Genomic DNA, 14,278 nt, shown 5'->3' with positions numbered 1-14,278 from the left:
ATCGGCCTTTGTTCTTGGAATTTTCAGGGTTTTATATACTGTTCAGTTTTCAATGTTCTTTGTTGTTGCCTCTCGGCGACAGCTCATTCATAATACCAAAGCTTTTGTCGTTTGTCAACAACTTTTTTCTTTTTATTTTTGAAAGCCGTTTTTGCTCTCAATCTCCGCATTGTTTCAGACCGGAATCGGACCGAATTGCATTTTGGGAGAAAAAAAGAAAGCGGAGAAAGAGGGATTTGAACCCTCGCGCCGGTTTTACCCGACCTACACCCTTAGCAGGGGCGCCTCTTCGGCCTCTTGAGTATTTCTCCGAACTTCTGAATGAATATTCAGTTGTTCTCTGGCATTCCGCCAAAGCAAAATCATTATATCCGATGCCTTATGGTGTGTCAACTGCTTTCTGTATTTTTTTCAGGCAGAATGCATAAGCCATTCTGCCCGAATCATTTACATTTCTTCTCTGCAATACTCTTTTACCGCTGTCTCATAGAGATTACCGCCCTCACAGTCCGCAACCACAATACACGGAAAATCTTCCACGGTAAGTTTCCGGATGGCCTCAGTACCCAGATCATCATAGGCGATCACCTCCGAAGCACGGATGCATTTGGAAAGCAGCGCGCCTGCTCCTCCGATTGCCGCAAAGTATACGGCCTGATTCCGTTTGACCGCGTCCATTACTTCCTTGCTGCGCTTTCCCTTGCCGATCATGGCTGCCTGACCGAGATCCAGAAGACGGGGCGCATATTTGTCCATTCGGGTAGCCGTTGTCGGTCCTGCTGAACCGATCGGCCGCCCTTCTCTGGCCGGAGACGGACCCATATAATAGATAATCTGCCCGCGGAGATCAAACGGAAGTTTCTCTCCACGGTCCAGTGTTTCGATCATTCTTTTATGTGCTGCATCCCTTGCAGTATAGATGGTGCCTGTGATTTTTACAAAATCCCCTGCACGGAGAGATGCCGCCGTTTTTTTATCGAACGGTGCTTTAATTCTGATGTCATTTTCCATCTTCTTCCTCCTCCGGTGATCCGTTCACCGGATTTCCTTTCTCCCGGCCCGTCACCGGGACTGTACACAGTTCTGCTTTTCCGAATGCTCAGATAACACGGTGCGCATGGCGATTGACATGACAGCAGATATTGACTCCGACCGGAAGCCCGGCAATATGCGTCGGGTAGGTCTCTGCATTGACCGCCAGTGCCGTCACGGTTCCGCCCAGTCCCGCCGGACCGATTCCCATCCGGTTGATCCGTTCCAGAAGTTCTTTTTCCATCTCACGCACATACGGTACCGGCGATTCTTCGTTCAGGTCTCTGGTGAGGGCATGCTTGGCCATCTCGGCACATTTTTCGAAATCGCCTCCGATTCCGACGCCGACCACCATCGGCGGGCAGGCATTCGGTCCCGCGTCTCTTACTGCTGTCAGAACAGCCTCTTTTACCCCTTCCAGGCCATCTGCCGGTTTCAGCATAAATACGCGGCTCATATTCTCGCTTCCGAATCCCTTTGGCGCAACGGTGATGTCCACCTGTTCGCCCGGAACAATCTCACAGTGAATGATTGCCGGCGTATTGTCTTTGGTATTCACCCGTTCAATCGGATCGGCGACAACCGACTTTCGGAGATACCCATCGGTGTATCCTCTCCGAACGCCCTCATTGACCGCAGCGTAAAGATCGCCTCCCTCAAAATGGACATCCTGACCGATCTTCAGGAAAATGACGGCCATGCCGGTATCCTGACAGATCGGGATCATATCATTTTTTGCAATCTCGAGATTCTCTTCCAACTGCGAAAAAATCTTTTTCCCGATTGGTGACTGTTCCGCGGAAGCCGCCTTTGCAAAACAGGCTCTCATATCGCCGGAAAGTTCGTAATTTGCCTCAATACACATCTCTTTAATCTGATCTGTGATCTCGGAAACCTGGATGTTTCTCATCGTCTCCTGTTGCCTCCCTGTCTGTTTTTTGTTTCTTCTGTGTTGTTCCGGAAACATTTTCCGGAACATTATGTCCAAAAACGGTTCCGGTTATTCCTGCATATCCAGAGCTTCCGGTCCGGCGAGAAAGATTTTTCTTCCCTCCACGCGAACCAGACCTTCCCGCTGCATATTCATCAGTTCCCGTGAGACAGAGGGTCTGGCCGCGCCGATAAAGTCGGCAAGTTCCTCTCTTCCCGCAGTATAGGGTCTGCTGAAATCCCCGCCGATAGACATGGCGATGGTCTTTGCGATCTTCTGACGAAGCGAAGAACAGGTGACAATCTGCAGTCTCCGGTTCAGATAAAACGCCTTTGACGCCAAAATCGACAGCATGTTTTCGAGAATACGGCTGTTCACCTCTCCCGGTTCCATCAGAACCCGCTCCGGAATCCGGAGAATACGGGAGTCCTTCTGTGTCTCCGCATAATGACCATAGCATGTTTTTCGCATAAACAGAAAGACTTCTCCGAAGATTTCTCCCGGCCGGTCAATGGTTGTCACAATCTGCCGCTTTCCGGAGAGAGTATTGCTTCCGACGACGATGCTTCCGGAAAGCAGAATCAGGATGCCTTTCGGTTCATCCTCCTCATGAAAAACCATTTCCCCTTTTTTCAGCGACAGAATCCCCGCACCGTTTTTCTCCAGAAACTCCCGGATCATGGGGTCCGGGATTCTCTGAAACAGCGCACATTTTTTCCAAAATGATGCCAGAATTTCCATCTGTTATCCTTACCTATTTCCGTAAAACACGGATTTGCAAGCAAACACTCCAAACTTTGTGTTTCATGTTCTTATCCCGTCACCGGTCCGCCCGTGCAGGCACGGTGATGGTTTTCGTTTTTTCTGCAGGAACAGCTCCCGCCGGAAAACCGCGAGAGCTGCCTGATTATGTTTTATTATTCTTCGTTTTCACTTTCCGTTTCGGAAGCCGTTTCCTCTCCGGATTCCTCCTGCGGCTCAATCATATCGTCATCGGTATCATCGCTGGTGCGCACCTTGGCAATTCCGGCAACGGTAATTCCGTTCTCCCGGTCAATATCCATCAGTTTGACACCGGACGTGTTGCGCCCGATGCGGGAAATGCCTTCGACGGTCATCTGAATCAGAATGCCCTCGTTGGTCATCAGCATGATCTCACGGCTGTCATCGACAATTTTCGCGCCGATCAGATTGCCGGTCTTTTCGACAATCTTGTAGCAGAGCACGCCGCGGCCGCCGCGGTTCTGTGCACGGAATTCACTGATCGGCGTCTTCTTGCCGTAACCGTACTCGGATGCAACCAGGAGATCTTCACCCTGACTCTCCAGCTGCATACCGACGATCTGGTCATCCTCATCGATGCGCATGCCGATAACGCCCATGGAGACACGGCCCGTCACGCGGACATCGGTCTCATGGAAGCGGATGCACATACCGTGTTTGCTGACCATAAAGATATCTTCCCGGTCGTTGGTTGCCTTAACCTCAATCAGATCATCATCTTCCCGAAGCACGATGGCCTGAAGACCGTTCTTCCGGACATTTGCATATTCCGAGACAGCGGTTCTCTTGATGATTCCGCGCTTGGTTGCCATGGTCAGATACTTCTGGTCTTCATCCAGTTCGCCCGCTGCCACAAACGCGGTGACATACTCTTCCTTCTGGAGCGGAATGAGGTTGATGATCGCGGTTCCTCTTGCGGTTCTTCCCGCCTCCGGAATCTCATACGCCTTGATGCGGTATACGCGTCCCTTGTTAGTAAAGAACATCAGCGGATGCCGGTTCGTTGTCATCAGAAGATCGTCAATGTAGTCATCCTGAATCGTCTGCATGCCGCGGATTCCCTTTCCGCCGCGGTTCTGACTGCGGAAATTATCTGCGGTCATTCTCTTGATATATCCGAGATGCGTCATGGTTACAACCACATCATCGTCTGGAATCATATCCTCATCCTGAATGTCAAACTCATCATAGCCGATCTCGGTGCGGCGGTCATCGCCGTACTTGTCGGATACTTCCAAAATTTCTTTCTTGATAACGCCGAGAAGAACCTTGCGGTCTGCAAGGATCGCACGCAGTTCTTCAATTCTCTTCATGAGTTCCTGATACTCGGCCATAAGCTTATCGCGCTCCAGACCGGTCAGAGTGCGCAGACGCATGTCTACGATCGCCTGTGCCTGCTCATCGGTAAACTGGAAGGACGCGATGAGCTGTTCCTTCGCCTCGGCAACATTGGCGCTCGCCCGGATAATGCGGATGACTTCGTCAATGTGATCCAGTGCCTTCAGAAGTCCTTCGAGGATGTGAGCTCTCGCCTCTGCCTTATTCAGGTCGTATCTGGTTCTTCTGGTGACCACATCCTCCTGATGCTTCAGATAGAGCTCCAGCATCTGAAGAAGGTTCATAACCTTCGGCTGATTGTCCACGAGCGCCAGCATGATGACGCCGTAGGTATCCTGCAGCTGCGTATGGCGGAGCAGCTGATTGAGAACGACATTGACATTGACATCTCTTCTCAGCTCGATATTGATCCGCATTCCCTCACGGTTGGATTCATCGCGCAGAAGGGTGATGCCGTCAATTTTTTTCTCATGGACAAGGCTGGCGATCTTCTCGATCAGTCTTGCTTTATTGACCATATACGGAAGTTCCGTCACAATAATCCGGCTCTTTCCGTTCGGCATGGTCTCGATATTGTATACCGCGCGGACACGGATCTTGCCGCGGCCGGTCCGGTAAGCGGATTCAATGCCGCTGCGGCCGAGAATGGTCGCGCCGGTCGGGAAATCCGGTCCCTTGACGATCTCCATGACCTCATCGATCTCCGTGTCGCGGTCTTCCTCGACCTGGTTGTCGATGATTTTGACTACCGCGCCGATAACCTCACGAAGGTTGTGGGGCGGAATATTGGTCGCCATTCCGACAGCGATACCGGTTGCACCGTTTACCAGAAGATTCGGAAAACGGGCCGGCAGTACAGTGGGCTCCTTTTCCGTCTCATCAAAGTTCGGCATGAAATTGACAGTGTCTTTTCCGATATCCGCCAGAAGCTCCATGGAAATCTTGGAGAGTCTGGCCTCGGTGTATCGCATCGCCGCTGCGCCGTCGCCGTCCACGGATCCGAAGTTTCCGTGTCCGTCCACCAGCGGATAACGCTCGTTCCATTTCTGCGCCATGTAAACCAGGGCACCGTAGATGGATGAATCGCCGTGCGGGTGATATTTACCCATGGTGTCGCCGACAATACGGGCGGACTTTCTGTGCGGCTTATCCGGTCCGTTGTTCAGCTCGATCATGGAATAGAGCACTCGCCTCTGAACCGGCTTCAGACCATCCCTTACATCCGGAAGCGCTCTGGAAGCGATAACGCTCATCGCATAATCGATGTAGGACGTCTCCATCGTCTTTTTCAGATCAACTTCCTGAATTTTATCAAAAACATTTGGTTCCATTATGTCCTCCAGTGTACGGCTTAAATATCCAGATTCTTAACGTATTTCGCGTTTGCTTCGATAAACTCACGGCGCGGCTCGACCTGATCGCCCATCAGCGTCGAGAACGTCAGATCTGTCTCACTCTGGTCATCATTGTCCATGTTGACGCGGAGAAGAACACGTCTTTCCGGATCCATGGTTGTCTCCCAGAGCTGCTCGGCATCCATCTCACCGAGTCCCTTGTATCGCTGAACCTTGTTGTTCTGATCGCGGCCGATCTCCTGCATGATGGATTCCAGCTCTTCATCGCTGTATGCGTACCATACGCGCTTGTTCTTCTCGACTTTGTATAACGGCGGCTGTGCCAGATATACATGTCCCTGATGGATCAGTTCCGGCATAAAGCGGTAAATGAAGGTCAGCATCAGTGTTGCGATATGCGCACCGTCGACATCGGCATCGGTCATGATGATGATCTTGTCGTAGCGGAGCTTCGAGATATCGAAATCCTCATGAATACCGGTTCCGAACGCCGTGATCATGGCGCGGATCTCGGCATTGCCGTAAATGCGGTCCAGTCTTGCCTTCTCAACATTCAGAATCTTTCCGCGAAGCGGAAGGATCGCCTGTGTTGCCTTGTTTCGCGCATCTTTTGCGCTTCCGCCCGCGGAGTCTCCCTCGACGATGAAGATTTCGCAGTTTTTCGGATCTTTGTCCGAACAGTCGGCAAGCTTGCCCGGAAGGGCCAGACCGTCCAGTGCTGACTTTCTTCTGGTCATCTCACGCGCTTTCCGCGCCGCCTCTCTCGCTCTGCCGGAAAGAATCGATTTCTCACAGATGATCTTCGCCACATCCGGATTCTGCTCCAGGAAATACGTCAGCTGTTCGGAGACGATCTGATCAACCGCGGAGCGGGCCACGCTGTTGCCGAGCTTCTGCTTGGTCTGTCCCTCAAACTGCGGATCCTCGATCTTGACGGAGATGATCGCCGTCATACCCTCACGGATATCCTCGCCCACCAGAGCCGGATCACTGTCCTTTAAAAGCTTGTTGGCTCTCGCGTAATCATTAAAAGTCTTGGTGATGGCGCTCTTAAAACCGCTCAGGTGTGTTCCGCCCTCCGGCGTATTGATGTTATTGACGAACGTGTAAATGTTCTCGGAATAGGAATCGTTGTGCTGAAGCGCCACTTCCACGATTACCTTGTCCCGGATGCCCTCGCAGTAGATGATCGAATCATATAACGGCTGGCTGCTCTTATTCAGGTACTGGACAAATTCCTTGATTCCGCCCTCATAGTGGAATACGGACTCATGTTTTTCCTCGCGGTCATCCGTCAGCGTGATCTTCAGTCCTTTGGTCAGGAAAGCGGTTTCACGGAGTCTGGTCTTCAGAATATTGAAATCATAGACCGTCGTCTCGAAAATGGTTCCGTCCGGTTTAAAGGTAACCGTCGTTCCATGGTCTTCCAGCGAACAGGTTCCGAGCTCCTTTAACGGATACATGGTCTTTCCGCGCTCATAGCGCTGACCGTAGCGCTTGCCGTCACGCCGCACCTCAACTTCGAGCCAGTCGGACAGCGCGTTTACAACCGACGCGCCGACGCCGTGAAGACCGCCGGATACCTTATATCCGCCGCCGCCGAACTTACCGCCCGCGTGAAGGATGGTAAAGACAACCTCTACCGCCGGCTTTCCGGCCTTTTTCTGAATATCGACCGGAATTCCCCGTCCGTTGTCCACGACGGTGATGGAATTGTCCGGATTGATCGTGACGTGAATCTCTGTACAGAATTTGGCGAGAGCCTCATCGACAGAATTGTCTACGATCTCATAAACCAGGTGATGAAGACCGCGGACCGATGTACTTCCGATGTACATTCCCGGTCTTTTTCGGACAGCTTCCAGACCTTCCAGAATCTGGATCTGGTCTGCGCTGTAATCGTCAATCTTTTTTAAATCGTCTGAACTCATCTGTCAGTTTCCTCCTCTGATGCTGCCTTACTGTCAGCCGGATCCGCTTCTTCGGCGTGTCCTCCGGTCACCCGGAAGAGACGGTCAATGTGAAACGAATGGCTTATAAAATCATCTAATCCTGTACATGTGATAAACGTCTGTATCCCCTGCAGAACCCGCAGCAGATTTTCCTGCCGTCCCGAGTCCAGTTCGGAGAGCACGTCATCCAAAAGCAGGATCGGACTGTCGCCGATTCTCCGCTTTACCAGCTCAATTTCTGCCAGTTTCAGGGACAATGCCGCCGTTCGCTGCTGTCCCTGGGAACCGAACCGCCGGATATTGATTGCCTCGCGGTCGGACGGATTTTCTTCCGGCCCGGAAATCGTCGTGACAAAAAATCCAAGATCGTCCCGGTGCGGACCGGTCATCGTCGTCTTCTGACGACGGTCACTCTCCCGTCCGGCGAGGAGCCGTTCGGCAAATTCCGCTTCCTCCGTATCCGGCTGGTAGCGAATGACAAGCTTTTCCTTGTGCCCGGATAAACGAATATGAATATCCTCTAAAATCCCGTTCAGATCCCGGACAAATTCCCTCCTTGCCCGGATCACTTCCGTGCCGTAGCGGACGAGCTGTTCATCCCACATCGGAAGCGTCGCTTCCAGATCCGGATGAACATACAGCTCCTTCAGAAGCTGATTCCGCTGCTGGAGCACTTTGCTGTAACTGACCAGGGAGTGAACATACATCCGGTCGAGCTGGCAGAGTTCCATATCGACAAAACGCCGCCGGTCCGCCGGACCGTTTTTCACAATCCCGAGATCTTCCGGTGAGAAAAATACCACATTGATCACACCGAACAGCTCCGAAGCACGCCGGATCGGAATACCTCCGACGGCAATTCCCCGTGAACGCGCCTTTCGAAGATGGATGTCGATCCGCCCGGGAACACCGTCTCTCCGGATCCCCATCCGAAGATGGGATTCCTCCTCGCCGAACCGGATCATTTCCCGCTCCCGGGAAGCCCGGTGCGACTTGGATGTCGCGCACATATAAATTGCCTCGAGAACATTGGTCTTTCCCTGCGCGTTATCTCCGTAAAACACATTGATCCCGTCACTGAATTTCAGATGGAGATCGCCGTAATTCCGGAAATTTTTCAGATCAATCGACTCTATCTTCATGAAATCACTTCACTACTTTCAGTTCCTTGCCGTCAAACGTGATCAGATCCCCCGCCACGATTTTTCTTCCGCGGCGCGTATCGGTCTCTCCGTTGACTTCCACCAGACCGTCCTGAATCACAAACTTTGCATCCACGCCGGATTCCACCCAGCCGGCCGCCTTGATGACCTGGCCCAGCTTGATGAACTCATCACTGGATCTCAGTTTAAAAATCTGCATAAACTCTCCTTTTTTCTTCAAGGCTCAGGCACGAGCCGGATTTTTGCTTCTCCCGATCAGATATCCGCGGAGTTGAAATTAACCGGAAGAATCAGGTAAATGTAGCTTTCTTCCTCATCCCGGATAAAGCACGGGGACTTGGCATTGATCATGTAAAGAGTCACTTCCTCGCTGTCAATGTTGCGCAGCGCATCCATGAAAAAGGTCGGATTGAAGCCGATCATGAGATCGCTTCCCGTCTTCTGAACCGGAAGTTCCGTATTCATGGAACCGTAAGTGGAATTCAGACGGATCTGAAGTTCGCCATCCGTAATGTTGAATACCACCGGCTTTTTGTCGGATTCACGGATCAGGATCGTCGCCTTATCGATCTCCGAAAGGAAGTTCTGGCGGTTGATCGTCACTCTGGTCTCATATTCTCTGGTCAGCATCTGTCCGACGCGGAAATATTCTCCGTCGATGAGTCTCGTCACAACGGTGGTATTTTCAAATTCAAACATGGCATGATTCTGATCGAAATAAATCATGACGTCTTCCGAGATCTCGTCACCGAGAATTCTGGAAATCTCGTTCAGATTTTTTCCCGGAAGAATGGCGGAAACATCGCTGTACTTATCCTTTAAGGTGATATTTCTCATCGCCATACGGTGACCGTCCAGTGAAACAAGACTCAGCTTATCGCCTTCTACGTGAAGATATTCACCGGTCATCATCTTATTGCTGTCATTCGGAGAGATTGCAAAGATCGTCTGACGGATGATTTCCTTGAGCGTAAACTCGGAAATGCAGATGTAATTTGTCCGCTCAATATGCGGAATGTAGGAATACTCTTCCGGATCCTGACCCTGAATGCGGAAAAGCGACTTTCCGCTGCGGATCTCTGTCACCAGCTTTTCATCCGACTCAATGATGATCTCATCCTCGCCGGAAAGCTTGCGGATGATTTCGGAAAACAGCTTTGCCTCGAGAGCAATTTTTCCATGTTCTTCAATGGTACCTTCCGCGCGTGTCTCGATACCGAACTCGGTATCGTTGCCGGTCAGAAGAATTTCCGATCCGGCTGCATCGATCAGGATGCATTCGAGAATGGTCATGGTTGTTTTGGAAGGAACAGCTTTCGCGGCGATATTGATCGCGCTCATCAGATCGTCCTTTTTGAAGATCAGTTTCATAGCGGTTGATAACTCCTTTCGCGAAAAACGGCAGGTATAACGGATAGGAATAAAAAGATTTTAGTCTTAAAAGCAGTAGGGGCTGTGAATTGGTGGAAAATCCCTCAAAACCCACAAAATTCAATTTGTTCCGCGATTGATAACACGGTGGATAAATATCCCAGATTACCGGGGATAATCCACAGATGTTCACACGCCGAAATCAGGGGCAAAAATGAGTCCACACTGTCCACAGCCGATACACCGGCCGTTCACATTTTACTGTGTATTAATTTTTTTGATCAGCACGTCGATCGTATTCTTCAGCGATTCATCGGAAGTGATGTCCTGGGCGATCTTTTCCTGACCGTGAAGGATCGTGGTGTGATCGCGTCCGCCGAGGTAGTTGCCGATGGTTTTCAGCGGTGTGGACGTCATCTGGCGGCACAGATACATGACGATCTGGCGCGGAACGACGACCTCACGGCTGCGCTTCTGGGAAATGATGTCGTTCGGGGTGATGCCGTAATGGTCTGCGACCACGTTCAGGATCAGCTCCGGCGTCACTTCGTGCTTCTCATTCGGGGAAATCAGGTCTTTCAGCGCTTCCTCGGCGAGTTCGACCGTGATTTCCTGCTTGTTCAGCTTGCTGAGAGCGACAACCTTGGTCAGCGCGCCTTCCAGCTGACGGATATTGGACTTGATGTTGTTGGCGATGAACTTGATGACTTCATTATCAATATTGAAGCCGTCCATCTCCTCCTTTTTCCGGAGGATCGCCATTCGGGTCTCATAATCCGGGGACTGGATATCGACGGTGAGGCCCTGCTCGAAACGGGACTTCAGTCTTTCTTCCAGCGTTTCGATCTGTTTCGGCGGTTTATCCGAAGAAATGACGATCTGCTTCTGGGCTTCGTACAGCGCATTGAAGGTATTGAAGAACTCCTCCTGCGTACTGTCTTTTCCAATGATGAACTGGATATCGTCGATCAGCAGAACGTCGTTGTTGCGGTATTTGTTGCGGAACTCCGTGGTGGAGATATTATCCTTGTTCCGGATGGCGTCGATCAGCTCGTTGGTGAACTTCTCACTGGTGACATAGAGCACTTTGGCATCCGGATTGTTTTTCAGAATAAAATGACCGATGGAGTGCATCAGATGCGTTTTTCCGAGTCCCACGCCTCCGTAGATAAACAGCGGATTATACATATTGCCCGGAGATTCCGCGACCGCGAGCGCCGCAGCATGGGCAAAGTTGTTGTTCTTTCCGACGACGAAGGTCTCAAAGGTGTACTTCGGGTTCAGATTGGCATCTTTTACCCGGGCGTCCATCTGGGAAGAAGCCGGATCCGGCTTCTTCGGCGCAGATTTTTCCTCACTGCCTGCCGGGGACAGCATGTCCTCCGTTACGAAACGGACGGTACAGTGAATATCCGCGACGGTCTCGATGGAGACCGGAAGTGTGATGCTGTATTTCTTCTCCATAAAAGAGAGAAAATGGACATCCGGGCACAGAATCGAGAGAACGTCGGAAGATTCATCATACGCAACCGGTTTCATCGGCAGCAGCCATGTCTGGACGGAGACCTGACTGATCCCCTGGGATTCGATCATATGGTCCAGAACATTCTGCCATTTCGAATTGATTTGTTCTAATTTTCCCATGTCTAACTCCTGACAATTTGAAATATACGAAATAAACGCAGGCTCCGGTTTCGGAACTGCGTGGGAGGACACTTACCCAATCTAACGAGTATTCTATCGTACTGTCCACAATTTTTCAATGAGTTTATCCACATTTTGGGGATAAACTGTGGATAAGTTGAGTAAAAAACGGTGGATTACCGGTGGAAACCCTTGAAAAAAGAATAGAATTTTAAAACGTGGATATTGTTGATTAATTTCAAAAAAATGTGAATACATATGTGAAAGAAGGTGGATCCATCCACCGGGATATTTTGAGAGCGTAAAATTTCAAGATTTAATCATTGACGAACCCCGGTATCTCCTATATAATTGGGAAGATGTTTAATCCGCAATAGAATAGAGAAAATATGTGGATATGACGCGAACACGCCCGGACTGAAGCAGAAATGCGCTTCAGTATATAAGGGGTGCGCGACAGTACGGCCGCCAGGGCCGGCGAAAGAGAAATATAAGGAGGTGTAAAACCCATGAGCAAGATGACATTTCAGCCGAAGAAGAGACAGAGATCCAGAGTCCATGGCTTCAGAGCAAGAATGAAGACTGCAAACGGCAGAAAAGTTCTGGCTGCAAGAAGAGCTAAGGGCAGAGCTTCTCTTACTGTTTAATCAGCAGAAAAAAGGGAATACATACGATAGGTCTGCTATCCCTGCAGGCCGAGCAACAAGAGGCCGCAATGAATCATTGTGGCCTCTTGTTAGTATAAAATGTAAAACAGGGAAAAAACGAAACGGGATAGAAACGGAAGGCACATGAACAGATTTCATTCAATCCGAAAGAACAATGACTTCAAAAAGGTGTACAGGACGGGCAGGTCATACGCAAACCGTCTTCTGGTGATGTATGTCCTTCCGGCCGATCACACGGAATCCAGAATCGGTATCTCCGTAAGCAAAAAAGTAGGTAACAGTGTTGTGCGTCATCACATTACCAGACTTCTTCGTGAAATTTTCCGACTCCGCGAGGATAAGCTCACGAAAGGATTAGACATCGTCGTGGTTGCCAGAGTGGCCGCGAAAGACGCGGATTACAGACAGATTGAGAGTGCATTCGAGCACTTATGCGGACTTCATAACATTTTATCAGAATTGTAAGCCGGGAGTGAAAGGAATATGGTCAGGAAAATCATGCTGGCGGCGATCCGGGGATATCAGCTCTTTATCTCCCCGATGACCGGACCTCACTGCAGATACACACCTACTTGTTCGCAGTATGCTATCGAAGCGATCCAGAAATACGGCGCTTTAAAAGGCGGTTTTCTTGCTTGTAAAAGGATATTGAGGTGTAATCCTTTTGCAAAAGGCGGTTATGATCCGGTCCCATAACAGGTAAAATCTGCCAAGGCAGATAAAGAGGAGGTTCCCTTTGGAATTATTTGTAGCCACAAAGACAGGATCCATTCTTAGTCCGATTGCGACAATCTTCGGATACATTATGGATTTCCTGTTCAAAATCACCAGCAGCTTTGGAATTTATAATCTTGCACTGTGTATCATCCTGTTCACCGTGATCACAAAGCTGATTCTGTTCCCGCTGACCGTAAAACAGCAGGAATCCTCCAGACTCATGAGTATCATGCAGCCGGAGCTCAAAGAAATCCAGAAGAAATACAAAGGTAAGAAAGATCAGGCTTCCATGCAGAAGCAGCAGGCGGAGATGAATGCCGTCTATGCGAAGTACGGATACAACATGACGGCGGGATGTCTGCCGATGCTGATCCAGCTTCCGATCATCTTTGCCCTTTATCGCGTTATCTACAATATTCCGGCGTATGTTCCGTCGGTCAAGAACATTTATCAGACCGTAGCGGATTCCCTCGGCGGAACCTCTGCCGCTCAGTCGCTGGTTGACTTTGCGAATAATAACGGATGGGAAAAGCTTCTGACGAGTCTTTCCAACCTTGGTCTGGATGATCCGGAAAAATACGGCAATACGGAAATCAACAATTTTATCATTGATTTCCTTTATAAAATGACGGATACACAGTGGACGGCTCTGAAAGATGCTTTTGCGGGCGCATTTTCTTCCACGGAAGTTGCCGAGGCGGCTGCACACATCGGTGAGATGAATACCTTCCTCGGAATCAATCTTGCGGAGGCGCCGTTCCAGGGCTTCACCGCCATCAGCCTTGCGTGGCTGATTCCGCTGCTTTCCGGTATTACACAGTACGCTTCCACAAAACTGATGACCGCCAATCAGCCGAAGGCGGATCCGGACACTCCGGGAGCCGGCATGATGAACCAGATGACGGTAACCATGCCGCTGGTATCGGTATTTATCTGTTTTACACTTCCGTGCGCGATCGGTATCTACTGGGTGGTTCAGGGATTTGTCACTCTGATCCAGCAGATCCTCGTCAATAAGTACATGGAAAAAATTGACATCAATAAGCTGATTGAGAAGAATCTCGAGAAGACAAACCGCAAGAGAGCAAAGCAGGGACTGCCGCTTCTGAATGCAAACAGCAACGTCAAAGTCAGCGCATCCAGAAATGATTTCACGGAAGTTGAGAGACCGTCTCTTGCAAAGAATGCTTCCAAGAAGAATCAGAAGGATTCTTCCGCATATTATCAGAAGGGTGAAGCAAAACCGGGAAGTCTGGCTTCAAAGGCATCCATGGTGAAGAAGTTCAACGAAAAGAACGACGAAAACAAAGCGAAGTAATCAGGA

At 50.2% G+C, this 14,278-nt stretch carries 13 protein-coding genes and 1 tRNA gene; 4 read left to right on the top strand and 10 right to left on the bottom strand.

From position 1 onward, the window contains the following. Positions 1–221: 221 nt before the first annotated feature. The 10 genes from BMW41_RS09600 to dnaA form a co-directional block, all read right to left on the bottom strand. Positions 222–311: transfer RNA gene (locus tag BMW41_RS09600), tRNA-Ser, on the bottom strand. 136 nt (positions 312–447) lie between these two features. Beyond that, positions 448–1,011 (bottom strand): Fe-S-containing hydro-lyase, encoded by a 564-nt coding sequence (locus BMW41_RS09595; RefSeq protein WP_038287926.1) that lies wholly within the window; start codon positions 1,009–1,011, stop codon positions 448–450. Positions 1,012–1,099: 88 nt separating this feature from the next. Continuing rightward, entirely contained in the window at positions 1,100–1,942 is an 843-nt protein-coding gene (locus tag BMW41_RS09590) for a fumarate hydratase (RefSeq protein ID WP_031472073.1), read from the bottom strand. Between the two features lie 90 nt (positions 1,943–2,032). Further along, complete coding sequence (locus BMW41_RS09585) at positions 2,033–2,704, bottom strand: Crp/Fnr family transcriptional regulator (RefSeq protein ID WP_083378877.1); 672 nt, start codon at positions 2,702–2,704, stop codon at positions 2,033–2,035. A 176-nt stretch (positions 2,705–2,880) separates the two neighbouring features. Next, on the bottom strand, positions 2,881–5,415 hold the full coding sequence (gene gyrA, locus BMW41_RS09580) for a DNA gyrase subunit A (protein WP_074649883.1): 2,535 nt from the start codon (positions 5,413–5,415) through the stop codon (positions 2,881–2,883). Positions 5,416–5,435: 20 nt separating this feature from the next. Next, positions 5,436–7,370 (bottom strand): DNA topoisomerase (ATP-hydrolyzing) subunit B, encoded by a 1,935-nt coding sequence (gyrB, locus tag BMW41_RS09575; RefSeq protein WP_031472067.1) that lies wholly within the window; start codon positions 7,368–7,370, stop codon positions 5,436–5,438. Next, positions 7,367–8,533: a DNA replication/repair protein RecF gene (gene recF, locus BMW41_RS09570; RefSeq protein ID WP_074649882.1), complete on the bottom strand. Its 1,167-nt coding sequence runs from the start codon at positions 8,531–8,533 to the stop codon at positions 7,367–7,369. Before recF ends, gyrB begins: the two co-directional genes overlap by 4 nt. A 4-nt stretch (positions 8,534–8,537) precedes the next feature. Then, positions 8,538–8,753, bottom strand: coding sequence for an RNA-binding S4 domain-containing protein (locus tag BMW41_RS09565; protein WP_031472063.1), 216 nt, complete (start codon positions 8,751–8,753; stop codon positions 8,538–8,540). Between the two features lie 56 nt (positions 8,754–8,809). Next, entirely contained in the window at positions 8,810–9,925 is a 1,116-nt protein-coding gene (dnaN, locus tag BMW41_RS09560; protein WP_031472061.1) for a DNA polymerase III subunit beta, read from the bottom strand. A gap of 258 nt (positions 9,926–10,183) precedes the next feature. Beyond that, a complete protein-coding gene (dnaA, locus tag BMW41_RS09555) occupies positions 10,184–11,569 on the bottom strand; it encodes a chromosomal replication initiator protein DnaA (RefSeq protein ID WP_074649881.1) in 1,386 nt (461 codons plus the stop codon). 509 nt (positions 11,570–12,078) lie between these two features. On the opposite strand from dnaA, the gene rpmH reads away from it, so the two are divergent. From rpmH to BMW41_RS09535, 4 genes are all read left to right on the top strand, one after another. Beyond that, positions 12,079–12,216: a 50S ribosomal protein L34 gene (gene rpmH, locus BMW41_RS09550; protein WP_031472055.1), complete on the top strand. Its 138-nt coding sequence runs from the start codon at positions 12,079–12,081 to the stop codon at positions 12,214–12,216. 144 nt (positions 12,217–12,360) lie between these two features. Continuing rightward, complete coding sequence (rnpA, locus tag BMW41_RS09545; RefSeq protein ID WP_031472053.1) at positions 12,361–12,702, top strand: ribonuclease P protein component; 342 nt, start codon at positions 12,361–12,363, stop codon at positions 12,700–12,702. Between the two features lie 18 nt (positions 12,703–12,720). Next, positions 12,721–12,933 carry a membrane protein insertion efficiency factor YidD gene (yidD, locus tag BMW41_RS09540; RefSeq protein ID WP_074649880.1) on the top strand — a complete coding sequence of 71 codons (213 nt, stop codon included), beginning with the start codon at positions 12,721–12,723 and terminating at the stop codon, positions 12,931–12,933. A gap of 40 nt (positions 12,934–12,973) precedes the next feature. Beyond that, positions 12,974–14,272, top strand: coding sequence for a YidC/Oxa1 family membrane protein insertase (locus BMW41_RS09535; RefSeq protein ID WP_074649879.1), 1,299 nt, complete (start codon positions 12,974–12,976; stop codon positions 14,270–14,272). Positions 14,273–14,278: the final 6 nt, after the last annotated feature.

The sequence above is a fragment of the [Clostridium] aminophilum genome (genome assembly GCF_900101295.1).
GTDB classification, from domain to species: Bacteria; Bacillota; Clostridia; order Lachnospirales; family Lachnospiraceae; genus Clostridium_R; species Clostridium_R aminophilum_A.
The sequence above is the reverse complement of the archived record's forward strand: the minus strand, read 5'-3'. Positions and strand labels throughout refer to the sequence as shown.